The organism is Paraclostridium sp. (genome assembly GCF_051657365.1).
Classification (GTDB): domain Bacteria; phylum Bacillota; class Clostridia; order Peptostreptococcales; family Peptostreptococcaceae; genus Paraclostridium.
The window spans coordinates 12219-35982 of the sequence record NZ_JBOFKN010000144.1 but is presented as its reverse complement, the minus strand read 5'-3'; the positions used below and the strand labels follow the sequence as shown (position 1 = coordinate 35982).

The window sequence follows — 23764 nt, the reverse complement described above, 5'->3', positions numbered from 1 at the left end:
AACGTCATGTAAAATGGTGTTTAATGGCTTACTTAATTGATGAGTATAGAAAAAAATCATTAAAAATAGTATCAAGAAAGTACCCATGGAATTTATAATTTCATAGGTACTGTAAAAAATAGTTATTCAACAAGCTAATATAATATAAAAGAGTTGAAATTGAAAAACTTAATAAATTATACTAAAAAACATATATTGAAAGTAATTTAGTATTACATGATAAATATAAATATTAGATAAATAAAAGTTAAAAAAATTCATAAAAAGCTAATAAATGAAAGAAATAATTTAGAATTTGTGGTATTATTAGTATAAGACAATTTAGAGCTAGAGGAGGAATGACTTTTGTTTATACTACGTATAATTGTTGGGATTTATTTAATAATTACAATTTTAGCTCTTATAACAAGTATTGCTAGATTTCTTGCAACATCAACAGCTGAACGAAATTTGAAAAAGAAGATGCTTAAAGCTGTATTAGAACAAACAATAAAACAAAATGGACAGTTTGAAACTGATAATTCCCTTATAAAAAAATTTATGAATCTTAAAATAGATGGAATTATAGAAGAAAATCCTTATAAGATTTTTGTTTTTAATTTAATAATGCATTTTATTCCTATATTTCATGGAATGGTTTTACTTTCTAATTTAAATGATGTTGTATTAACATTTAGACATTAAATTAAAAATTGGAGAGAGTACTAATGGAATATAATTTAGAGCATTATCTTAAATATATGATACATGATCAAAATAATAGGTTTGAGAGAGAAAAAGCATTTTTGAAAGTTTTAATGGTTAATCAAGATAGTGATGATGTTATGTTTAATTATTATAATTTTAATAATTTAGATGAAATTATAAACTTTATAAAATATATCATACTTCCATCAGTTTTATTATCAACAAGTTTAGCAGAATATGAGGAATTAATGCAGATAACTATTGGTAGAAAAGATTTATTAATGATGGTAGAAAACATAGAAGAAGTGCAAGAAAAAGAGATTAACACTTATAAAATGTTTTATGATAAATTAAGTGATTTTAAAGATAAAAAATATGAACTAAAAGATCTTCTTCTTATTATAGAGCAAATAAACTCTTACTATGGCAATAAGAATGTATTTTTAATTGTAGAGTATTCTAATTCATTGCATGAATATTTAACAGATATATACTTAGGCTATAAAAATATAGATGAAAATTTAAATGAGTTAAAAGAGAAATTTATAGATACTGATTTTGAAATTGAAGATTTATTAGAATTACTAAAAGATGTTTATAGCATGAATCAAGATGATTTAGAGGAATTTTTATATCAAATTCCAATTATATAGAATTTTAGGCTTGTATATAATACTTTATATCCATAGCCTTTTTTTTTGAAATAGAAGATTAAGGAGGAAAATTGATGGAAGCAAAATTAGAGGAATGGCATTATTATATAAATAAAAATTTAAATACAGAAATAAATATTGAAGATGACATACTAAGAGTAACTCTTACAAATCAAGGAAATAGTAAAATATCAGAATTTTTCACATTTACAAGTAAAAAAAATCTAGTTAAATTCTTAAAAGAAGTTATTTTGCCTTCTGTTACTATATCAAGTTTTTATAGTAAACAGAGTGTTTCTATATATCTTAGAACACATGAGGACGTTTTAGAAGTAATAGATAGATGTACCGATTATTTTAACAAAAAAATTTCACAAGCATATTTAAATGTATATAATAATTTAACTGAATTAGAAAAAAAAGAAAATATACTATATGTTGATATCGAACAATGTATAGCTTTTTTTGAAAAAAACTTTGATGTTTATAATGAAGTTTACATATCCTTAGATTATGGTCAAGGTGTAAAAGATTATTTGAAAAAATTTATAAATGAATATCAGGAAAATGAAGGAATTGAAATTTTAGAAAAACAATTAAAGATGAAAGGTATATCTCTAGGTGAATTAAATAATGTATTAGATGATGTAATTAAATATACTGAGCAAATAAGAATAAAACTTTTAGATAACTTACCTAAATAAGGCATAAGCTGTAGCTTATGCTTTATTTTTTTATATCAAATTTGAAAATAGATATAAAATATTAATTAATGTTCTTATTGATAGGATTTATTAGATTTTTGATACTATATTAAGATAAAATTATTTTATAAATAACGAGTCTATAGCTTTATTATTTTCATCTAATATTAATAAATTTAATTCATCAATATTTTTAGGAAACATACAAATTATATAATTTGTATGTTGAATAGGAATAGCATAATTAAATAAATAATCTAAAGGTTTATTTTTAGAATCTCTAAAGCTTACAGGAAGATAAAAAGAATTTTTAAAATCAGAATATTCTAATGTAACATAATTAAAAGAATTCGCTTTAACAAAGTTTAATATTTTTAGTTCATTGCTTTGTTTTTTTTGATCTGTTTCTTTTAGTGAAAAGTTTTTATTTAGAATATTTTTAATATAATTTTTATTGTTATTTAAAGTAATAGTACTTTTAAAGTTAGGATTTACTGTTACAGGATAATAAGGAGAAATACTTAAATTATCAATAGTAATATCTAAAGTTAGTTTAGGTTCATTTAAAACTTTATTATCTAATTTATATACTAGTGTATATTCAGTTGTATTAAAATTTTCTGGTATTTTTGTAGTATCAAATCCAATTTTCTCTAGGACTGATTTATTAATGATAGCTGGAGAATCAACAGTTAATAATGGTAAATTTGAATTATTTAATTTTACATTTATATTAGGTATTGCTATATTATTCATTATACTTGTATTTGTACTATCTGAAATTTTAAATTCTTTTTTCAAAAAATCGTCTTTTGATAATCCCCAGTTATATAAAGTTTCAATAATTGGAATATATGTATTTAATGATATATCTTTGTTTTCAATTTTTTCAGAATTAAAAATTTTTATTATAGAATCATTTAGATCTTTTTCAAATTGAGATGATATTTCAAAATTTTTTAAGTTATTTTCGAAATTTTTTATATGAGGGAGATACTCTTCTTTTGATGTAACTTTAAAATTGCTACTACTAAAGTTTTGACTCAAGGAAATACCTAGAAATAATAATTCACCATCAATTAAAGCATCTTCTATAACTATTTTACACTCTTTTTTATCATCATAAATTTTATTTATATGATATAAATTTTTAAGCGTAATGTCTTTAGTTTTAAGTGACATTTCTATATTTGATTTAGTATTTATAGCAATAAGATTTTTTTTGTTCTTGTTAATCCTATATAAATTTGAGAAAAATATACTTGAAATTATAATAAAGCCTATAATAACAGTTGCAACAACAATTATTCTCTTTTTTTTTCTTACTTCCAATTTAACACATCCTTTTTTTGTAAAATTATCCTTTTTAGGATATTATAACAAACAAGACAGATTAATCAATTAAATAAATATTAACAATTAAAAAACTAGCTCTTTAAAAGAACTAGCTTTTCTTTGTGTTTATTTGCATTTATTAGGTTTTGAATAATTTGGTGGGTAATTTGGGGCGCAAGGAGTTGGGCGAGGTGTTTTAGGGGGAATACAAGGATCACAATCATTGTCATTTATATCAATAGTTCTTTCATTTCCAGATGCATCTTTAGAAACAATTATTTTATAATCAGAATCATCACATCTATTTAATTCAAATTGATAAAAGCCATTACAATCTGTTACAGTATGACTGACACCTATAAAATCTTGTTTCCCACAATAATTTATAACTTTTAAAAGTTTTACTAGTACTCCTGATACTGGTATGTTTTCACAATCTTTAACTTGTCCCCAGACTCTAACACCACGCTTTCTATTAACTCTAAGATCTACTCTAACTTCACAATCTTTAGGACTAATATGCAAATCTGTACTATTACCTTGAATATATTCGCAGTAATTTTGTGTTGGATTATAATTATCGTTACATCCACAATCTAATTGGTTAAAGTTCATAATATAATCTCCTTTCAAGATATAAGTAGGTAATTATTTAATATTAATATATGTAGAAATCTTTATATTGGTATTAATTATTTATATATTTTTTTCATAGAATAAAATATACAATATTATGTTTAAGGAGTAGAACATGCAAATAGATGGAATTATTTTAATACAAAAAATTTCTCAAATCGATGTAGAGCTCGGTGGAGTTATTTGCTTTAAAAATAAGATCGTAAATAATACAAATAAAGTTATTAAAAATATTATTTTTGAAAATATAAGTACTGGTGTATTAGATAAAATTTATTATGAGTTTAAAAAAAATAATGATGATATATCAATTGAAAAAAATGGAGAGGTTTTAGAAATTGATTATTTAAATCCTAAGGATGAATTAGAAATTTATATTACAGCTACATTATCTAAGAATAATGATAAAACAAATTTTATGACTTTTGCAAGGTTAAAATATAATACTTTAGAAGGAGAACTTGATTTTTTAGAAAGTAACCAAAATGTGTTAAATATTCTAAAAGAAAATATATCAGAAAAAAGTATTTTTATTAATGCAGATAGAACAAATATTGAATTTGGAGATATTCTTTCATTGGAAATAAATATTATAAATAAAAAAAATAAGATTCTAAAATCTTCTCAGATTGAAGAGCTTATTCCAAATGGAACTGAATTAGTTGAAAATTCATTAAAAATAAATAATAATACAATCACTATAGGCGATTGTATTGAAAAAATTAAATTAGGAGATTTAAAACCTCTTCATAAAGTAAATATAAAATTAAAGGTAAAATTAAAAAATGATCAAATTAATTTTATAGATTATAAAGTTAATTTATGCTATATAGAAGCTTTAGAAGAGAATTTTCAAAATCTTTCAATAGAATCAAATATTTTAAAAATTAATATTGTAAGAGCTGATATAGAGCTTTTAGAAGAAAGTTTAACTAAAACTACATATAAATTAAATGAAGAAATTCTATTTAAAGTGAAAATTAAAAATGTAGGTACAGTTAATTTAGATATGATAAAAATTTCTTACGCATCAAATGAAAAATTAATTATCAATAAAGTCATAGAATCTAGTAAAAATACAAAATTATTAAATCATGAACTAATTGTAGATACTCTTTTAGTAGAATCTTCAGAAGATATATCATTTTTAGGAAGTGTTAATAAATTTGGTGAGTATAAAAATGAAGATATCAAAATAACATTTTTTTATTTTGATAGTAATGGAATAAAAAAATATAAAGAAAAAATAATAAAAAGCAGAAATACATTAAGTATTAAAAATGCAAGTCTAAGAGCTAAGGAATGTCTTATTGAAAAAACAAGTTTATTTTTAGGAGAAAAAACAAAAATAACTTTTGGAATACTTAATGAGGGGAATATATTAGCAGAAAACATAATATTAAAATTAAATTTACAAAAAGGTTTAATGTTAGAGAATAGCTATGTAAGTATTGATGGGAATAGTGAGTTGATAAATGACTCTAATGTATATATAGGTAGTATAGCTGCTAACTGTTGTAAGCTTATAAGTTGTTATTTGAAAGCTGTGGATGTATTTGAGTATGAATTTAGTCAGAATATATCTATAGTTAAATATGAATATATTTTAGAAAATAAGTTACATGAGGATATAGTTAATCTAGCAATTAAAAATATATTTGTAAGTGGTCCAAAAGTTGAAGTTCAATTTGCGAAAGAAAATGATGATTATGGTATGGGATTAGATGAAAGATTTGATGAACATATAAAAATTACAAATACTGGAAATTTAATAGCTAAAAATATTTCAATAGAACAAGAAAAAAATGATTTTATTGAGTTAGATAATAATAGTATTTTTGTAAATGGCTTTAAGAAAGAAGGCATAATTAATAATATTAATAATAAAGTAGTTTTATTAGGTGATTTAAAGCCACATAAAGTTATAGATATAAAATATTCAATTAATAAAAGAAAGCTATCTAATAACGCTAAATATGCGTTAAATGTATCATTTGAGAATATGATAAATGATATTGGAGAAACATCAAGTAATATTTTAAAATTAGAAAGAGATGGGATAAAAATAAAAGAAGCTATTATAGAGTATGTTTATAGAGCTACAACTAAAAAGTTTGTACAAATAGGAGAAGAAATAACTATAAGCACAAAATTAATTAACAAAGGTAATGAAAAAGCTTATGATGTTAAATTAATAGAAGAGTTACCAGACGGGATAAGTTTATATAATGTGGAGATAAATGAAGTTAACTTTGAGATAAAAGAAAATATTATAAATTTAAATGTAATGGATATTAATGAAACTATTGATATTAAATATAAATTTATTATTACAGATAATTTTATGAAAACTCAAAAAATAAATTCAAAAGTTTGCTATAAAAGTTTAAAAAATAGTATAGGTGATTTTAAAGAAAAAGTAAGCTTAAATAATTCAATTATTATAGAAAAATATTTAGTAGATATAGATATAAAAATACAGAGATTAGATATAGGGATGTTAAATGGTGAAGAGGTTTACTGTGTTTTATTGAAAAATATGGGGGAAACAAATATTGAAAATTTGAGTTTGCAGCTAAATATAAACACTCAAATGAAGTACAAAGTTTTAGTAGAAGAAAAAGAAATTACTAACTTAACTACATTAAAGAAAAATGAAGAGATAGAATTAAGGTATAAGATAAAATTTGAAGCTAATAGAAATTTTAAAGACGCACAATTAGAATGTGTGTTGACAGGTAATTATATTTATGGAGATATAGTTAATGAAATTTTGATTAAAAGGCAAAGTGAAATTTTTATTATTGATATTAATGAAGTCAATGTGACTAAAGAAATATTTGCTGATTATTGCTTTAAAGGTGAAGATGTAGAAGTTTTAATGAAAATAGAAAATGTAGGAAATTCAATTGTTAGAAATATTTTATTAGAGGATTCAATTTTTAATTATGATATAGTGCAAGATAGTTTTAATATTAATGGACAGGATCTTGATTATAGTATTATAAATTCGATAATGTTAGATAAAATTCAGCCATTTGAATATAGCTTCGTAAGATTTTTAATCAAAACAGATAATATAGAAGAAAGCTATTTAAAGAGTATAACTAGAATTGAAGGTGAATTTTGTAATCATAAAAAGTTTGAAACTTATATTAAATCTTTTAACCCTTTCTATATTAATTTGAAAAGCATTCGGATCGATGTTAGTACTAATTTTAGTAAAAAAGAATTTATATATAATGAAAAAATATTTGTAAATACTTTAATTAAAAATTTAGGGGATATAGAAATATATAATATAGAAATAGATGATGTTATAAGTGAAGATTTAGAAATATTAAAATATAATCTTTATTTAGATGGGAAAAAAATAAATAATTTTTTTAGAAATAAAAAAATCTTAGTTCCTAAAATATGTGAAAAAGGAATTTGTGAAATAAAAAGAGAGCTTTGGTATGTAGGTCTACGAAGTAATGAAAATATAGAAATGTTTATGATGATGAATTATGAATATAAAGATAAAAAAAATAGAATGAAAAGGATGCAAATAGCTAGCGAAAAAAATTTTTTAGAGGGAATTATAAATATAAGAAAAAAAGTTAAAATTGAAAGCAATATAAATATAACTATGGATAGGTTAAAAGATATAAATAATATAAATGTTAAACCAAAGGTTTCCTCTTCATATCTAATAGATTCATTAACAACAATAAAAAATGATGATGAAAAATTTACAGGGAAAAAGTTAATTGCTAGAGGATATATAGAAATAGAGATAGAGTATATAGCTGCAAATTTAGTTGAAAATATATATTTTCAAAAGGAAATTAAAAGATTTGCAACATATATAAATTTACCTAAAGATTTCAATGAAAATATTTTTGACCTTAGAATTGACGCAAATGATATAAGTTATGAAAAAATATCGGATAACTTAATATGGAGCGAAGTAATTTTAGATTTTAATGTTATAATATGAGTTTTTAATAAAATATAAAGATAAATTATATCGAATATCATAATAATTTAAATTTAGTATAGATTAAGTATAATTAAAAGTGGTGTATAATTAAGATATAAAAATTTAAAAATATATGGGGTGATATAATTGGAGAAAGTAAAATTAGGAAATAGTGAAATAGAAGTTTCTCAAATAGGATTAGGCTGTATGAGAATAGCTAACTTAGAAGAAAAAAAAGTAAATAAACTTATAAACACAGCTTTAGATAATGGTATAAATTTTTTTGATCATGCTGATATTTATGGTGCTGGTAAATCAGAAGAAGTTTTTTCAAAGGCTATAAACATGAATGAAGATTTACGCGAAAATATTATAATTCAAAGTAAATGTGGTATAGTTCCAGGGATAATGTATGATTCTTCAAAAAAACATATTTTAGAATCCGTAGATAATATTTTAAAAAGATTAGATACAACTTATTTAGATGTATTATTGATTCATAGACCTGATATACTTGTTGAACCAGAAGAAGTTGCAGAAACTTTCAGAACTTTAAAAGAGAGTGGGAAAGTTAAACATTTTGGTGTTAGCAATCATACATCATTACAAATAGAATTATTAAATAAATATTTAGATGAGAAGCTAATTGTAAATCAACTTCAGTTTGGGATTATGCATACAGGAATGTTAGATTTTGGTGTTAATATGAATATGGAAAATAAAGCTTCTATAAATAGAGATGGTGAAATTTTAAATTATTGTAGATTAAATGATATTACAGTGCAAGCATGGTCACCATATCAATATGGTTTTTTTGATGGATGTTTTATAGATAATGAAAAGTTTGAAGAATTAAATGTAATATTGAAAGATTTAGCTGAAAAATATGCTGTTAGTAAAACAGCAATAGCTACAGCTTTTATTTCAAGACATCCAGCAAAGATTCAAACCATTGCAGGAACAACTAGTGAAAAAAGAGTTATAGAAATTGCTAAATCAACTGAATTTAGTTTAACAAGAGAAGAATGGTATAAAATTTATAAGGCAGCTGGTAATAAGTTACCTTAAAAATCGACCTTTTTTTACTAAGAACAACAGTATTTTTTGTCGTTAAGTTACATGTATTAATATTATCGAAAAAAAATTCCTTTTTATTGGAAAAAAAGAAAGGGTTTTATTACCTATTAGTAGAATATATAAAATTAGTAGAATATATAAAATTAGTAGAATAATATTATGTATATTAAGGGGTATTTAAATGAGTAAAAGTGATTTGGCGGGAAAAACATTGTTGGCAAATATAAAAATGAAAAAATCAGAACTTATATCTATGGAAAATGAAAAAATAAATTCATTAGAGGATATAATATATGAAAAAGAAATTATTGAAGATCCTAATTTGCAAATAAAAATAGAGGATTATTATAATAAACCACTAGAAGTTTTAATTAATGATGTTAGTAAATATAGTGGCAAAAGTGAAACAGAAGCTATAGATATTGAGTTTACTGATGTTACTGAAAATGGCATAGAATTAGAGCCAATAGAAAATTTAGAGTCTAATGATAAAGAACTAGAAATATTAAAACGAATTAACAATTTAGAGGAACGTTTATCATATCAAGCAGATATTATCAAAATCAAGCAAGATGAAATCAATACTTTAAAAGTAATAAATCTAGAGCTAAAAGAGACATTAATGAAAGAGCAGGATGAGGTTATGAAAGAGCAAGATTTGCATAATGAGACTCTTAGTAAAGTAGAGAAATTGCTGCTAGAAAAGAGAGGCGAACTTATAGAAAGACAAAAAGCTAGTAGAAAAAATTGGTTTTTAAAGATAATAGATAAGGTTAAATCATAAATTAAAAGATTACACTTATAATTTTTATAAAGAAAGTGTAATCTTTTTAACTTTATCTGATAGTTAGTGCTTTAATATAATTTCAACTTAATATTTAGTACATTAAATTGAGTTTTAGTTTATATTTAATTGAAAATAGTTAAATTTAAGTAGATACTTGAAATAAGGAGAAACATATATATGAAAATATTAATTACAGGATTTGATCCTTTTGCTGGTGAATCTATTAATCCAGCACTTGAAGCTGTAAAAATGTTACCTAGTAGCATTTCAGGATGCGATATAGTTAAGCTTGAAATTCCTACGATATTCAAAAAATCTGTAAATATAATAGAAGAAAATATAATAAAACATAGACCAGATATAGTAATTTCAATAGGACAAGCAACAGGAAGGTTTGGAGTTACTCCAGAAAGAGTGGCCATAAATTTAGATGATGCAATAATAAAAGATAATGATGGAAATCAACCAATAGATAAAAAAATATCTATAGATGGTCCAGACGCATATTTTTCTACTTTACCATTAAAGGCGATGGTTGAGGAAATGAAAAAAAATGATATACCAGCAACAATATCTAATACAGCTGGTACTTTTGTTTGTAATCATGTTATGTATAGTGTTCTTCATTTAATAAACACAAAAAAATTGAAAATTAGAGCTGGGTTTATACATGTACCGGCTATACCAAGACAAGTAATAAATAAATCTAGTATTCCCTGTATGAATATTAATGATATTGTAAGAGGTTTAGAAATATCTATAAAGGTAATTATAGAAAATCAAGAAGATTTGAAAAAAGTTGGAGGCGAGGTTTGTTAGTATAAAAAGTAGCGTTTATTTAAAATATTCTAGGATATTTTTTTATTAAAGAAGTTATAATAATACACCGATAATTAATAGAATTAGAAATAATATGTTGTTTTATAATTTAATACTGGGAGTAGGTGTATAAAAATGACTCTTTTGAAGAGATTAGTTATTATCTTTGCTAGTGTTACAGTTATTTGCTCTATATGTTTTTTCTTCATAGGGAATTCTATTGTAGAGCAGATTAGTACTGGAGAATTTAGCAGAGGTTCTGGACGTGCTAGAGGAGTGATACTAAATTTAGATGCAGAAGTTAATGTGAAAAGTAATATAGCTATTGAATTTGCAAATTATTTAGAAATTATTGATAATCTTAGTAATATAGGTGATATTTCAGAAGAAATTATGGGAATAAAAAAGAAGGCTAAAAACACAGATGTTAATACTATCATCACTTTAGATAAGGATTTTTTAGATAAAAGTATTATTAAAGGAGATTTAGAAGAGGTTAAATCTTTAGAAAGCAAATCTTTAATAAAAAATGTTGAGTTGATAATGAGAAAGCCTGAATTTTTCGAAAAAGGAATATTAACAGGTATAGTTTCAACAACTAATTATCCATATATAGTAGGCGTAAAAAGAATTAATCAAGATGAAAAAGAAACATCAGATTATGTTATGGTGATGGAACGAATAGATGATATTTTTATAGAATTTTTATCTAATAAAAGTGGTAGAAATATTTCTTTACTACAAGTTACAAATAATGCTAGTCAAAATAAGGATGATTATATAATAGAACATTTTAGAAACTTTGATAGAGATTTTTATATTAAATTGTATGAAAATTCAATTTCTATTTTTACGCAAATAGATACTTTTAATGATGATATGAAATTTTTTATTGAACTTAAGGATAGTAGAGAAGTTAGAGAAAATGCACAATCAGGAGTAAATGCTTTGCTAGTAATAGTAATAGGTCTTACAATTATTGCTAATGTTATAATATATGCTCTTATTAGAAATAATGTAATTTCAAGAATAATAAAAATAAATGAAGCTGTTAATGGTATTAAGGAAGGGAATCATCTTAATGTTCAAATAAAAGATAATGAGCTTGGAGATGAGATTTCAACACTTAATAAAGATTTAAATGGTATGTTTAAACGTTTGAAAAATTATTCTGACAATTTGCAGTATATAGGAAGTCATGATGCTTTGACTGGAATAGAGAATAGATATAGTATAACTAGATATATATCAAAGCTGACAAAAAATAATGAAGAATTTACAATATTGTTTTTAGATTTAGATAATTTCAAAATAATAAATGATAATTTGGGACATGAAGTAGGAGATAATCTTTTAATAAAGGTATCTACTGATCTTATGAAAATAAAATCTGAAAATAGTAATATATCAGTTGGAAGACTAGGTGGAGATGAATTCATAATAGTTAGAAAAGGTAAAAATAATGAAGAAGAAATTAAGGTTCTTGCAAGAAAAATATTAAATAAAATTAATAAGCTTTATGAAATTAACTCATATAATTATGAAATTAAAGCAAGTATGGGGATTAGTTTTTATCCAGATCACACAAAAGATGAAGGTGAATTATTACAATATTCTGATATAGCTATGTATTGTAGTAAAAAGCAAGGCGGTAATATATTTAATATTTTTAATGAGCAAATGTTAGAACCATTAAAAATTGAAAAAATGATAAAAAGAGCTATAGAATTTGATGAATTTGAAGTATATTTACAACCAATATATGATGTTCATAAAAATAAAATGCGTGGCTCTGAAGCTCTTATACGCTGGAATAATAAAGGAAAGATAATTCCACCAAATAAATTTATACCAATTGCTAAAAAAACAGGTGATATAGTTGATATAGATAATATGATATTTTCAAAATCTGTAGCTATATGTAGAGAGTTATTGGATTCTGGAAAGAAAAATTTTTATATATCAATAAATACATCAAAACTTTTTTTACAACAAGTAGGACTTATTGCTTTTATGACTAATGAGCTTAAAGAAAATAATATTTCACCAGAGTATATTAAAGTTGAAGTTACAGAAGATGAAATAATTGACGATTTTGAACAAACTATAGATGTTTTAAATAAAATTAGAGAAATAGGCATAGAAATTTATTTAGATGATTTTGGAGTTGGATATTCTTCTTTCAGTCATATAAAGGTTTTACCTGTTGATGTTATTAAGATAGATAGAAGTTTAATTTTAGATATAGAATATAATCCTAAAACTCAAGAAATAGTGAATACTATGATTTTATTAGCACATAATCTTAATATGAGTATAGTGTGTGAAGGTGTTGAAGAGGAATCACAAGTTGAAATATTACGTAAATTAAAATGTGATAATATACAAGGGTATTATTTTAGTAAACCTCTTCCTAAAAATGAATTTAAAGTTTTTATACAAAATTTTAATGATACAAAAAAGATATATTAATTTAAAACAGGGCTTAAACCCTGTTTTTTATACTTATTAAGTTAATATTTAAATTTTACTTCAATGATTATAGAAACTAATAACAAATTATTTTGTACCATTCTAAAATATATATTTTTAACGTTATATTCCAAAAAATATTTTTGTTTTTTTATAATATCTACTGTAGATATATTATTAAGTTTCTGGGGTAAAAAAATTTCTATTGTTTTGTATATTGGGTTAAAAGATTTCAGTGAGAATATTGATAAATTATTTTTTGAAATATATTTCGCAGAAATATAAATTTTAAAATTAATTGCAAATAAATAGTTTGAGTATAATTTATTCGAGTAATCTCTACTAATTTTAGATTTTACTAAGTTTGAACTTAAAAAATCTAAATCTACTGAAACATCAGATATAAAATCTATTTTATCTAAAAAATCAAATGTTTCGGTTATGTCATCTAAATAAGAAATTTTATTTAGTGTATTAATATTAATTATATGTTCTAGCATGACTATCAAGATCCTTTCTTATATTAAATTTACATATAAACACATATTCCATATATATGTATAAGTAAAATTTTTTCCGTTAAATGATAATGTATGTTATTTATTAAAACCTGTGGTTTATTTGTTGAATTTTTTAAAATTTTTTTTTGTATATTTACGTAAGAAACATGTGGAAGTATTAAATTTAAATTTTTGACTTTGTTATCTAAAGATATGTACTGAATGCTTAAGGCAAACTCAATATCAATTAATAATAGGGGATGAAGATCAAGATAAATAATTTTTGTATCCTTAATAATATAATCAATAGATATTTTATTTATTTGTACTATTTGAGTATTTAAATTTTCTAAATTATATATTTTTTGTAAATTTATTTCTGAAAAGTATTTTAAATTTGTAAGTTTGGTATTAGTAAGTCCTATAAATTCAGTTAAATTTCTTTCGAACATCATTAATATAGCCATCTCCAATAATTTTATTTATATAAATATATGCAAAATTAAGTTAAGAATATGTTAACTTTAGTTAGAATTTGTGGCAAAAACAATTTGAATTTTAGTATAAATTAGGGTAAAATAAGGTTAAGATTAAGGTTAACAATGGAATACTATGTTCGTTTACAATTTAAATAGGAGGGTTGTTTTTTATTTATGGAGAAAAATGATTTAAGGCTATATTATAAGAATCAATTAGAATTAGGATATGCACTTAGAGATTTTATAGATGCGTATTTTCAAAATAAAGTATTAGATAAAGAATTAGAAGATAAAATAACTTCTGTAATAGAAGCTAATAAAGATAAATTTTATAAAGGTACTGAGATAGCTCAAAAACCAAAGCAGATACTTGGAAAGACTAGGCTTAATGTACTTTATGCTATTTTGAGCAAAAAAGGGGGAGATATTGAATGAAGAAGATTGCTATTTTAAATAATAAAGGTGGAGTAGGTAAGAGTACGGTTGCAGTACAACTATCTCATGGACTTGCTAAACTTGGGAATAAAGTTATTCTTATAGACCTTGATGGACAAAATGATTCTAGTTTATTTTTAGGAATAAATGAAAATGATTATAAAAAAACATTTTATGATTTGATAGATAAACGAGGAACTGTTTCTATTGATGATTGTATTATACAGGCAAGAGAAAATTTAGATCTTCTTCCTAATTCTCATATAGAAGAAATAAATGCAGAGTTTTATAGAGAGTCTAGAATAGATCTGATATTATCAGAAAAGCTAAAAGGTCTTGAAACTAAAGATTATGATTATGCAATAATAGACTGTGGTCCTCAAAGAACTAGAATTAATGATGCTGTGCTTTGTTATGTTGATAATATAATAATGCCAGTACAAGTAGAAGCTGCTTCTGTACGAGCTTGTGGTAGTATATATGAATACTTAGCAGATTTAAGATTATCACCTGAAAAAATATCATTAATAATTCCTAATATGTATGATAAAAGAACTAAAGACGCAAAAGAAAATTTGAATTTTCTTTATGAATTTTTTGAAGAGATGGGTGACTTAGTAACTGAACCTATAAATAGAAGAATAAAGATAACTGAAGCAGGTAAAATGGGTAAAACAGTATTTGAATATGATGAAGAAGCAGGCAGTCAATTTTTCTCAGTTTTAGAAAGGTTGGTGAAAAAAATTGGTTAAGAAAAAAAATTCTATAAACCAAAATTTTGAAGCATTAAAAGCACAAATGCAAGCTAAGAAAAAGCTAGCCGAAAATAACTTTGAAAAAGAAAAAAATACAGAAAATATAGAGAGTGAAGAAAGTAATCAAATAAATGATAATGAGGAAATTATAACTCTTAATATTATTGATGATGAAGTTGACTCTATAGAGGCTATAGAAAATGTAAACTTAGAAGAAGAGGTACAAACTCTGATTGACATAAAAGATCAAAAAGAAAATCCCACAATAATAGAATCTACTAAGAAAAAGCAAGAGATTGTTTCAGATATTAATATAAATAAAATAGTTATAAAAAAAGTTGAAAAACAAGAAGCGCCAAAGAGAATAACTTATTATTTAAAACCTGAGACAATAAAAAAAATAGATAAATTTTCTAAAGCTACAGGAATGGGAAAATCTGAATTTGTTCAAACAATATTAGATGAAATATTAAATAATTTAGAAGTAGAAAAATAAAGAAAAAGGTTATCGAATCTGATAACCTTTTTCTTTTTTAAAGTGATGTATTCTTACTAACTAATAATTGATATGACTCGTTTGGCTTTGCTAAGATATTAAATTGATAAAAGCCAGATGAATCAGATACGCAATGAGCAATTTCTTCAAATGAGATAATTCCGTTTAATAAATGTGGTTTTACAAGCTTAACAAATGCAAAAGGTATGCACTCATCATTTTTGTTTTTTACTTGTCCCCATATATTCACACCATTATGCGTAGTAGTTGAAATATCTATTTTTAAGTCATCACAATAATTTTCAGTATTAAATATTTCCGTATTACCTGTTATACAACTATTGAAGATTTGTTGCTTACTATTCAATAAAAACCCTCCTAATATAATTACTATATAAATATATGCAACAACTTCTTATAGTATTTAAAGTTTATATTCAATATTTAGTAATGTAGATATATAAATAAATTGTTTTTTTTCAAATTTAAATATTATTTTTTGTACATTACAATTTATATCTAAAATAGTAGTATTTATATCTTCTAAATTCTTGATAAGAAAAGAAAATGTATTATTAGTTATTATAGCCCCTTGATTGAAGCTATTATTTATAAATTCTATTTTATAAGTTTGTTTAATAATAAGATGCAGCTCAGAGCCTATATTTTTATAAGTTACATTTTGAATCTTGGTATTAACAGATAGTATTTCAAAAATTTCATCATTAGGAATATTATAATAAAATTCTGTAATATTATTTTTTTTAAAAGAATTTAAAATATTCATATATCACCCATTTAAAAGAATATTGTATAATTTAATTAAAATTTTAGAGCTTTCATTCCCTCTAAATTTGTCTCTTAGGAAGTCAAAACTTTCATTTTCTTTTGGCGTAAGATTAGTTTCATAAAAATCATGTACTATAGTATCATCAAATTCAAAATATTTAGGATATTCAGCTAATAATTCTTTATATAAGTTTAAATTACTACATATGATTTCTGTATCACAGAGAAATGCTTTTATGATACTTAAATTTAAATCATCAAATGTACTGAGATCTATAAATTTTTTAGCTGCATTAAGTAGATGATATTGATTGGTTAAATTTGGATTTTTAATCCAAATAATATGATTGTAAATTCCTAATATTTTACTAAGTTCAATGAGTTCGCCTTCATATTTTTTTTCATACTCGTTATTGTGAATAGCAAAAAAGCTTAAAATTAATAAATCATTATTATATTTGGAGTTTTCTTTTAAAATTTTAAAGAAGTATAAAACCTCTTCTAAATTTTTTCTTCTATGAATTTCTCCTATATATATTAAATAATTATCTTTTATTTTAAACTTACTTTGTATGTAAATTTTAGACATTTTCTTCTTTCTAGTTTGAAATAGATCTGATATATTAGGGTATAAAACTTTGATGTTTTTTTCAATATTTATATTATTCTTCATTAAAATATTCTTTTGTGTATTTGAACTTACCGTTATATAATTAGCATGATTCATAATATCTATAGCTTTTTCGTATCTATTAATAAAATTATTATTTAATATAGAAGGACACACTAATGGTAAGGCTGAATTTAAACTAATTATATATTTTTTTTGTTTTTTCCTATTGATATAAAATCCATTATTGGTACAGTGAAGAAACTCTTGAGATAATGTGTCAAATCCTCTGGATATTTGTAATTCTTCTATTTTTATATTGTTAACTTTAATGTCTTCAAAAATGGAATCTTTCAGGAGTATTAAATCTTTGCGATTCTCATCTAATATATTATTTACTAAGCTTCTTATATAACTACCATATTCACCTTTGTGAAAAAAGTAAGTAAGTCCATCTATAAACATATTCATTTGTTCCACAACTCCTTTTATTATTATATAGTAAGCTTTCTAGTAAAAATCTATAAGTTAAATCCTTTTTAATCTATATAAAATTTATATTTATAAAAAATCTAAAGTACTATCATAGGGCAATGCTTTTGTTGTTTCAATTATGCTAGTAGACTTTACGTTTGTGTATTTAAAATTAGATATACAAGAAGAATTTTCGCCTATAATACATATACTAAAAAACATAATAAGAGAATCATTATTTTTTTCTAAATTTATAGTTAAAATACTTATATTATCAATAGAATTAAGTTCTTTACTTCTTAAGACTATAGGTAAAGTTTCTTTTAAAAAGCATCCCTCTCCTAAGTTATTACTATATAGAATATCAATCTTTATATTAGCTCTAATTATATGTAATAAAGCATCTGATAAATGCATTTTATCTATTTTAACTTTATCTAAATTCAAGTTTATTTCATATATAAATTTAATATCTTTTTGCACTTTCAAAATATGAATAACATCAGCGAATTGTAAATTTTTTTTTTGTATTTTTTTTAGAGATTTGGTAGGTAGACAACCATTTACTTGAATTGAATTTATAATCATATTTCTGAAAAAATTCTAAATTCTATATATAAATAAATATTTGTCTCTACAATAGAAGTTTTAATTTCATTTATAAATATATAAGTAGAATTGTTTGAAGTGTTTTTAGGAAATAATAAACTTTTATATCGAACAAATTCTTGACCTAGTAAAATCCCATTATCATTATGGTCTATATATTCAATATTCAATAAAATTTTTAACATCAAAAAAATATTATTACTATTATATACTGACTCAATTTCTTTTTCTAAAGAAATATATATTTTATTTAAATCTATATTATCAGAATCGCTAATATTCGATATAGTATCTTCTAAAATTACTGTATAAAAGTTTTCTTTTGAATATTTACTTAGAAGAGGCTGTAAGCCTATAAATTCCACAAAATTATTAAACATGTACTATTACCTACCTTACAATAGTTTGTTTTATATAAGTCAAACAATTCAAAAATATCATATCTTAAATCGGCTCTAATTATGTTATATCTTTTAATTAATATGTAAAAATAATTGATTTTATAACTAAGAAGCCTCTACTTTTTTATTTTAAGTAGAGGCTTTCCTAAAATATTTAATATTATAATTTTAAGTATATATTTTGAGATAGATACCTTTATATTTTTAAAGAGATGCACATGATTAATCTTTAATAGACCAATAAAGATTTATTGCCATTCCTACTGATATAAAAAATAAAATCATTAAAATGACCATAGAAAGTCCAAGGCCTACTGAACCTAGAAGTTTAGTTATATAAGCACATAAGGTTGAGATTATACCAAGAAATAAATAATATAAACCAAACTTTTTAGCAACGAATTTTTTATTTTTTATTTTGCTTGCATCTTCTTTATCAATAGTATTAAGTAAATAAAGTTCTTTGTTTACCCCTACTCTATATGATATAACAAAAAAGATCATAGCTATGATTATAAAAATAAAACAATCCATAAATACACTTCCCTTATAGCCTTTTAATATAGTTTACTCATAAATATTAATTTATGTTACTAAAACTATTTTATTTAAATAAAGCAAATAAGCTGATTTTTTATGTATAATATTTTGCTGAATTATAATAGTAAATGTTTTCTTTAATTTTGAAAACAAATTATGTTTTGTTTAAAGTACGAATTATTTATGTGATTTAAAAATTAAAACCTCGTGAATATTCTCATTTTAACGAATTATATAGTTTAAAAACTATTATTTGTTTGTATTTATTGAGCTGTTAATGTTAAGAATATATAATTTATAAAAATGATATTAGGTAGCTGTGGTATTTTGTGAATACTTTTGAAAATTACTTGTTTTTAGTTGTATTTTAGTGTAAATTTAATAGAAATGAATTAGCTTTATTTAAAACATTTAGAGTTTTAGGAAGAATTTTTTGCTTTAAATTACCATTAAAATGTAATATAAAAGATAAAACCTTCAAACTTATACTATGCTATAATGAAGCAATAAAAATTTTAATTTTTAAATATATGAAAAGGAGATAATTATGAGATTTATATTAAATATAATAGCTGTTTTTATAGCAACTTTTGTTGGTATACGATTTGTGCATCTTGGAGTATACACTAGTTTAACGGCAGTCTTATTATTTGCAATAGTGCTAACTATTATAAATATAGTTATAAGACCTATTGTTAAATTAATTAGCTTGCCTATAACATGCCTTACGTTCGGTATTTTTTCATTAGTAATCAACGTGCTAATGGTTATGTTAGCTGATAAAATAATAGATGGCGTATACATACATGGATTCTTCAAAAGTGCAGTGCTTGCTATCATAATTGCTATATGTAATACATTGATAAACGTAATTGCAAATGAAGATTAAATAATATATATAAAATAGGGCTTAGATTATCTAAGCTCTATTTTTATATCAAATTAATGTTTATTTTTAAAATTTTATATTGATGGTTAATATTTCTAGATAACTCCAATTTAAAATTTGCTATACAATGAAAAGTCTACTTAAATTGAGTTTCAATTTGTATTATAGTTTTAAAAGTTCCTCTTCCTTTACAATTCCAATTATTAAACTTAGTCTTCTTTCGATTATCAAAAATCAATTGCGAATATTTAGTTATTATATATTTTATTTAACATTTTAAAGTTATTGACATTAATAATTTTAAAATGTAAGGATTAGTTCTTTATTTATCACTTTTACAATTATTATATTCTATATTAGGATCCTGTTAAAAGCTCTAGCTGGAATTAACCTTCATTTACAATTTAAAGTACACTAACAAAAGTTATTCGTATTTTATCTAAAATACGAATAACTTTTGTTGGTGTATTGAAAACACTAGCTTTACATATATTTATGCAAAAACAAACTTTTATTTAAAAATTATAAAAGCGAATAACTTTTTGCAAAATACGAATAAGTTTGATATAATAAAAACATAAAAAATTTATTTATAAAAAATGAAGGTGACTATGGAACAAAAAGATATTTTTAAAATTTTAACAACAGAATTTTTAAATACCGAAGAAAAGTTTAAAATACTAACAGATCGTGGCGTTAAAATAGATAAAAATCTAATAAATTTAATATTGGATTTTGAGATGGATTTAGATTTTCAAATTGAATTAGTAAAGGAAATTAAAGAACGTAATAATTTTGAAACTCAAAATTCTGTGAAAATCGAAAGTGAAAAAAATATTAGTATTTATAATAAAAAAAGTATAAAATCAATATCAAAACCAAAGCAGAATAAAAGTAGAGATGATATAGATAAAGAATTAAATGAAAGTAAGGCAACAAGACCTTTAACACAAGAGGAGTTTAATAAAATAATATCACTTTTACAATTCGGCGCTAAGTATACAGATAGAAGAGGTTCAAAAAGAAGAATTGAACCAAATAAACAAGTTGCTTTAATTTTAAGTGTTCAAGCCACAATTGGCTTTAGAATTAATGATATCTTAAGAATGAAACTTAGAGATATAAGAGGAAGTAAAATCTCTTTTATAGAACAGAAAACCAAAAAATTACAATATAGAAAAGTTAATATTGAATTTATAGAAGCATTACAAGATTATGCAGATGATTTAAACTTAAGTTTAGATGATTATCTTTTTAATATGACAGCCCGAAATATACAAAAAATTTTAAAAAAAGCGACTGATTATTTGGGGTATAATTACATAGGAACTCATAGCTTTAGAAAGTTTTATGCCGTTAATGCCTATAAGGCTAGCAACAATAACTTAGAACTAGTTAGAAGTCTTTTGAATCATTCTAGTGTAGCAATAACTCAAAGGTATATAAATGTAGATCAAGAAAAAATTGATGAGTATAGTTCAAGTGTAAATCTCGTAAGAAAAAGTTTAGTTGATTAAAAAATAAACTTAATTTTACATTTTTACATATAGAGAAAGTTTTTTATTTAGAAAAATTCAAAATAAAAAGAAGTAATTATTCAGATAAATAATTACTTCTTTTTTTAGATTACAATATTATTTTCCTTTAACTTTTAAATTATGTCTATTTGATAAAAATAGAGATATAACAAAAGCTATAACGCAAAATGTGGCTGATGCAATAAACATGTGAGCATATCCTTTATTTAGCGTGTTTTGGAATGTTGTAGTTATTATATCTTTTGAATTAGTTAGACTATACAAATAAGATGTTTTAAATTGTACAAATACAGGATTATTTCCCATATGACTAGATAAACTATCAAACTGCTGATTAACCATATTATATATTAAGCTAAAGATATTATTAGCTGATGCATTTTGGAATGAACTAGCTGTAGTGCCACCACTAAACATATTAGAAGCGTGATTAGCAAATTGAGCTGGTAATTTTGGCATTACTGACATAATTTTATTTGGAACATTTTGTGCAGCGTTTGAAATAAAATTAACGAGTAAATTTGGTCCTATTGCAACACCTATAGAACGTACTAAAGCTACTGTGGATTGCCCCATAGTTGCCTCTGACTCAGGCACTAAAGCTAACATAAGGTAATTTAATGGTGTTGCAAAAGTGAATCCAAAACCAAAACCTAAAATACCTATTCCTACAAGTAAATTTATAAGACTAGGATAATTTGCTGTTACAAAAGCAAAATAAGCAGATCCTATTATAGATATTATAAAACCACTTATCAGAACTATTTTAGGACCTATTCTATCTATTAATTTACCAGATATTACAGAAGAAACTCCCATAAATATAGCAAATATAGTAGAGAAATATCCACCAGTACCTGATGGTAGTTTCAATACATTATCACTAAATTGAGGTAAAAATACTAGTGACATTAAGCCTGCACCTACAATTAAACTAACAATTAAAGTTATTAATATATTTTTATTTGTAAAATATGAAAGATCAAGAACAGGATCATGTGCTTTTCTTTCAATTAATACAAATATAGGTATACTAATAATAAATATAATTAGATATGGCAATACATCTTTTGACATAATTGATGTATATAAATTATCAAAATTTAAGTTTGTTAACGCATACATAAGTGAAAGTATTACAACTCCAAGTGATAGAGCTCCTGCAATATCTAATTTTCCACTATTAGCGGATTTGCTTTCACCAAGTTTAATTCCAAGTACCAATACTATAATACTTATAGGAATATTAATGTAGAATAAAATTCCCCAATTTTGATTTCCAAACATCCCTAAAATAGCAGAACCAAGTGTTGGTCCTATAACTGTACATATACCGAAAATAGCTCCTATAAAGCCAAGTGCTGAACCTCTCTTTTCTACAGGGAAAGAAGTTCCAATGTAAGTAGTTGCAATTGGCATAATTCCACCACCACCGACAGCTTCTATAGCACGTGAAATTAATAGCATACTATAACTTTCAAATATATTAGAAAGTCCACATAATAATGATCCTACAGCAAATAAGATTATAGAAATCATATATATCTTTTTCCTCCCAAACTTATCAGAAAGTTTTCCCATAATAGGCATTGCTACTGCAAATGCTAATGTATAAATGGTAATCATCCATATACTAGATGTTTGACTAACTTTTAAACCATTTGCAATAATATTTCTAGCTGGAGCAACTATTCCAGAATCTAAAGCTCCCATAGCTATACCTAAAAGGAAAACAACCATAGCAAGTTTAGTTGATGCTTTTTTCATTTGTTTCCTCCTTGTATATAGAATATTTTCTATATATCATTTTGTATAATTTGTATAACTGTTTATATTTTTAATATTTTATCTTATAGATATTATTTCTAATCCCTTTATCTATAGCAAATAAAAGGATATAAAACTTATATATAACATAAGTTTTGGTTATATTTGTTAAATTTGTAATACAGTTATATCTTTTGGCACCTTACATTATAATTAAATAAAAATACTTAGTCAACTAATAATAGTAAACTTATATTATTATGATAAACATAAAAAATATTAACCAAAAAACTATATTTTTGTAATTGTTAAGCAATAAAAAATAAAAGATTAAATATAATATGACTA

General features: G+C 23.2%; 24 protein-coding genes. 13 read left to right on the top strand and 11 right to left on the bottom strand.

All coding sequences use genetic code 11. From position 1 onward, the window contains the following. Positions 1-345: 345 nt before the first annotated feature. The 3 genes from ACRCYC_RS10455 (at position 346) to ACRCYC_RS10445 (ending at position 2044) form a co-directional block, all read left to right on the top strand. A complete protein-coding gene (locus tag ACRCYC_RS10455) occupies positions 346-684 on the top strand; it encodes a hypothetical protein (protein WP_438619078.1) in 339 nt (112 codons plus the stop codon). Positions 685-707: 23 nt separating this feature from the next. Beyond that, positions 708-1340: a hypothetical protein gene (locus ACRCYC_RS10450; protein WP_438619077.1), complete on the top strand. Its 633-nt coding sequence runs from the start codon at positions 708-710 to the stop codon at positions 1338-1340. Between the two features lie 74 nt (positions 1341-1414). Then, positions 1415-2044 (top strand): hypothetical protein, encoded by a 630-nt coding sequence (locus tag ACRCYC_RS10445; RefSeq protein WP_438619076.1) that lies wholly within the window; start codon positions 1415-1417, stop codon positions 2042-2044. A 120-nt stretch (positions 2045-2164) separates the two neighbouring features. Here the strand turns inward: ACRCYC_RS10445 and ACRCYC_RS10440 are convergent, their stop codons facing one another. Together ACRCYC_RS10440 and ACRCYC_RS10435 are read right to left on the bottom strand one after the other, a co-directional pair. Then, positions 2165-3376: a hypothetical protein gene (locus ACRCYC_RS10440; protein WP_438619075.1), complete on the bottom strand. Its 1212-nt coding sequence runs from the start codon at positions 3374-3376 to the stop codon at positions 2165-2167. A 129-nt stretch (positions 3377-3505) separates the two neighbouring features. Further along, a complete protein-coding gene (locus ACRCYC_RS10435) occupies positions 3506-3994 on the bottom strand; it encodes a hypothetical protein (protein WP_438619074.1) in 489 nt (162 codons plus the stop codon). Between the two features lie 136 nt (positions 3995-4130). Here ACRCYC_RS10435 and ACRCYC_RS10430 point away from each other — a divergent pair, with 136 nt between their 5' ends. The 5 genes from ACRCYC_RS10430 to ACRCYC_RS10410 all read left to right on the top strand — a co-directional run bounded on the left by ACRCYC_RS10430 (position 4131) and on the right by ACRCYC_RS10410 (position 13134). Next, positions 4131-7997, top strand: coding sequence for a hypothetical protein (locus ACRCYC_RS10430; RefSeq protein WP_438619073.1), 3867 nt, complete (start codon positions 4131-4133; stop codon positions 7995-7997). A gap of 129 nt (positions 7998-8126) precedes the next feature. After that, complete coding sequence (locus ACRCYC_RS10425; RefSeq protein WP_438619072.1) at positions 8127-9047, top strand: aldo/keto reductase; 921 nt, start codon at positions 8127-8129, stop codon at positions 9045-9047. Positions 9048-9237: 190 nt separating this feature from the next. Further along, positions 9238-9840 (top strand): hypothetical protein, encoded by a 603-nt coding sequence (locus ACRCYC_RS10420; protein ID WP_438619071.1) that lies wholly within the window; start codon positions 9238-9240, stop codon positions 9838-9840. Positions 9841-10020: 180 nt separating this feature from the next. Next, positions 10021-10662 carry a pyroglutamyl-peptidase I gene (gene pcp / locus ACRCYC_RS10415; RefSeq protein WP_438619070.1) on the top strand — a complete coding sequence of 214 codons (642 nt, stop codon included), beginning with the start codon at positions 10021-10023 and terminating at the stop codon, positions 10660-10662. Positions 10663-10797: 135 nt separating this feature from the next. Next, complete coding sequence (locus ACRCYC_RS10410; protein WP_438619069.1) at positions 10798-13134, top strand: EAL domain-containing protein; 2337 nt, start codon at positions 10798-10800, stop codon at positions 13132-13134. Positions 13135-13175: 41 nt separating this feature from the next. On the opposite strand, the gene ACRCYC_RS10405 is transcribed toward ACRCYC_RS10410, so the two are convergent. Both ACRCYC_RS10405 and ACRCYC_RS10400 read right to left on the bottom strand, forming a co-directional pair. Continuing rightward, positions 13176-13634 (bottom strand): hypothetical protein, encoded by a 459-nt coding sequence (locus ACRCYC_RS10405; RefSeq protein ID WP_438619068.1) that lies wholly within the window; start codon positions 13632-13634, stop codon positions 13176-13178. A gap of 29 nt (positions 13635-13663) precedes the next feature. Further along, entirely contained in the window at positions 13664-14089 is a 426-nt protein-coding gene (locus ACRCYC_RS10400; protein WP_438619067.1) for a hypothetical protein, read from the bottom strand. A gap of 198 nt (positions 14090-14287) precedes the next feature. Here ACRCYC_RS10400 and ACRCYC_RS10395 point away from each other — a divergent pair, with 198 nt between their 5' ends. Genes ACRCYC_RS10395 through ACRCYC_RS10385 form a run of 3 tightly spaced genes read left to right on the top strand, consistent with a single transcriptional unit; the run spans position 14288 to position 15799 of the window. Beyond that, positions 14288-14548 (top strand): TIGR04540 family protein, encoded by a 261-nt coding sequence (locus ACRCYC_RS10395; protein WP_438619066.1) that lies wholly within the window; start codon positions 14288-14290, stop codon positions 14546-14548. After that, positions 14545-15300, top strand: a complete 756-nt coding sequence (locus ACRCYC_RS10390) for a ParA family protein (RefSeq protein ID WP_438619065.1) — start codon at positions 14545-14547, stop codon at positions 15298-15300. Before ACRCYC_RS10395 ends, ACRCYC_RS10390 begins: the two co-directional genes overlap by 4 nt. Further along, positions 15293-15799 carry a hypothetical protein gene (locus tag ACRCYC_RS10385; protein WP_438619064.1) on the top strand — a complete coding sequence of 169 codons (507 nt, stop codon included), beginning with the start codon at positions 15293-15295 and terminating at the stop codon, positions 15797-15799. Before ACRCYC_RS10390 ends, ACRCYC_RS10385 begins: the two co-directional genes overlap by 8 nt. A 37-nt stretch (positions 15800-15836) precedes the next feature. Here the strand turns inward: ACRCYC_RS10385 and ACRCYC_RS10380 are convergent, their stop codons facing one another. The 6 genes from ACRCYC_RS10380 to ACRCYC_RS10355 form a co-directional block, all read right to left on the bottom strand. Further along, positions 15837-16166, bottom strand: a complete 330-nt coding sequence (locus ACRCYC_RS10380; protein ID WP_438619063.1) for a hypothetical protein — start codon at positions 16164-16166, stop codon at positions 15837-15839. 57 nt (positions 16167-16223) lie between these two features. After that, positions 16224-16586, bottom strand: a complete 363-nt coding sequence (locus ACRCYC_RS10375; RefSeq protein WP_438619062.1) for a hypothetical protein — start codon at positions 16584-16586, stop codon at positions 16224-16226. Between the two features lie 3 nt (positions 16587-16589). Continuing rightward, positions 16590-17669: a glycosyltransferase gene (locus tag ACRCYC_RS10370; RefSeq protein WP_438619061.1), complete on the bottom strand. Its 1080-nt coding sequence runs from the start codon at positions 17667-17669 to the stop codon at positions 16590-16592. 90 nt (positions 17670-17759) lie between these two features. Continuing rightward, a complete protein-coding gene (locus tag ACRCYC_RS10365; protein ID WP_438619060.1) occupies positions 17760-18155 on the bottom strand; it encodes a hypothetical protein in 396 nt (131 codons plus the stop codon). Positions 18156-18256: 101 nt separating this feature from the next. Then, positions 18257-18661 (bottom strand): hypothetical protein, encoded by a 405-nt coding sequence (locus ACRCYC_RS10360; RefSeq protein ID WP_438619059.1) that lies wholly within the window; start codon positions 18659-18661, stop codon positions 18257-18259. 243 nt (positions 18662-18904) lie between these two features. Then, positions 18905-19216, bottom strand: a complete 312-nt coding sequence (locus tag ACRCYC_RS10355) for a hypothetical protein (protein ID WP_438619058.1) — start codon at positions 19214-19216, stop codon at positions 18905-18907. A 553-nt stretch (positions 19217-19769) separates the two neighbouring features. Here ACRCYC_RS10355 and ACRCYC_RS10350 point away from each other — a divergent pair. Beyond that, entirely contained in the window at positions 19770-20111 is a 342-nt protein-coding gene (locus ACRCYC_RS10350) for a phage holin family protein (protein WP_438619057.1), read from the top strand. A gap of 611 nt (positions 20112-20722) precedes the next feature. Further along, positions 20723-21628 carry a tyrosine-type recombinase/integrase gene (locus tag ACRCYC_RS10345; RefSeq protein ID WP_438619056.1) on the top strand — a complete coding sequence of 302 codons (906 nt, stop codon included), beginning with the start codon at positions 20723-20725 and terminating at the stop codon, positions 21626-21628. A gap of 117 nt (positions 21629-21745) precedes the next feature. Here the strand turns inward: ACRCYC_RS10345 and ACRCYC_RS10340 are convergent, their stop codons facing one another. Next, positions 21746-23416 (bottom strand): MFS transporter, encoded by a 1671-nt coding sequence (locus ACRCYC_RS10340; protein WP_438619055.1) that lies wholly within the window; start codon positions 23414-23416, stop codon positions 21746-21748. Between the last annotated feature and the right edge of the window lie 348 nt (positions 23417-23764).

What these genes read in the sequence shown, in the direction of transcription:
- ACRCYC_RS10450 (WP_438619077.1), top strand. Translation starts at nt 708, where the DNA reads ATGGAATATAATTTAGAGCATTATCTTAAATATATGATACATGATCAA.
- ACRCYC_RS10445 (WP_438619076.1), top strand. Translation starts at nt 1,415, where the DNA reads ATGGAAGCAAAATTAGAGGAATGGCATTATTATATAAATAAAAATTTA.
- ACRCYC_RS10435 (WP_438619074.1), bottom strand. Translation starts at nt 3,994, where the DNA reads ATGAACTTTAACCAATTAGATTGTGGATGTAACGATAATTATAATCCA.
- ACRCYC_RS10430 (WP_438619073.1), top strand. Translation starts at nt 4,131, where the DNA reads ATGCAAATAGATGGAATTATTTTAATACAAAAAATTTCTCAAATCGAT.
- ACRCYC_RS10420 (WP_438619071.1), top strand. Translation starts at nt 9,238, where the DNA reads ATGAGTAAAAGTGATTTGGCGGGAAAAACATTGTTGGCAAATATAAAA.
- pcp (WP_438619070.1), top strand. Translation starts at nt 10,021, where the DNA reads ATGAAAATATTAATTACAGGATTTGATCCTTTTGCTGGTGAATCTATT.
- ACRCYC_RS10410 (WP_438619069.1), top strand. Translation starts at nt 10,798, where the DNA reads ATGACTCTTTTGAAGAGATTAGTTATTATCTTTGCTAGTGTTACAGTT.
- ACRCYC_RS10405 (WP_438619068.1), bottom strand. Translation starts at nt 13,634, where the DNA reads ATGCTAGAACATATAATTAATATTAATACACTAAATAAAATTTCTTAT.
- ACRCYC_RS10400 (WP_438619067.1), bottom strand. Translation starts at nt 14,089, where the DNA reads ATGATGTTCGAAAGAAATTTAACTGAATTTATAGGACTTACTAATACC.
- ACRCYC_RS10395 (WP_438619066.1), top strand. Translation starts at nt 14,288, where the DNA reads ATGGAGAAAAATGATTTAAGGCTATATTATAAGAATCAATTAGAATTA.
- ACRCYC_RS10390 (WP_438619065.1), top strand. Translation starts at nt 14,545, where the DNA reads ATGAAGAAGATTGCTATTTTAAATAATAAAGGTGGAGTAGGTAAGAGT.
- ACRCYC_RS10375 (WP_438619062.1), bottom strand. Translation starts at nt 16,586, where the DNA reads ATGAATATTTTAAATTCTTTTAAAAAAAATAATATTACAGAATTTTAT.
- ACRCYC_RS10370 (WP_438619061.1), bottom strand. Translation starts at nt 17,669, where the DNA reads ATGAATATGTTTATAGATGGACTTACTTACTTTTTTCACAAAGGTGAA.
- ACRCYC_RS10360 (WP_438619059.1), bottom strand. Translation starts at nt 18,661, where the DNA reads ATGTTTAATAATTTTGTGGAATTTATAGGCTTACAGCCTCTTCTAAGT.
- ACRCYC_RS10355 (WP_438619058.1), bottom strand. Translation starts at nt 19,216, where the DNA reads ATGGATTGTTTTATTTTTATAATCATAGCTATGATCTTTTTTGTTATA.
- ACRCYC_RS10350 (WP_438619057.1), top strand. Translation starts at nt 19,770, where the DNA reads ATGAGATTTATATTAAATATAATAGCTGTTTTTATAGCAACTTTTGTT.
- ACRCYC_RS10345 (WP_438619056.1), top strand. Translation starts at nt 20,723, where the DNA reads ATGGAACAAAAAGATATTTTTAAAATTTTAACAACAGAATTTTTAAAT.
- ACRCYC_RS10340 (WP_438619055.1), bottom strand. Translation starts at nt 23,416, where the DNA reads ATGAAAAAAGCATCAACTAAACTTGCTATGGTTGTTTTCCTTTTAGGT.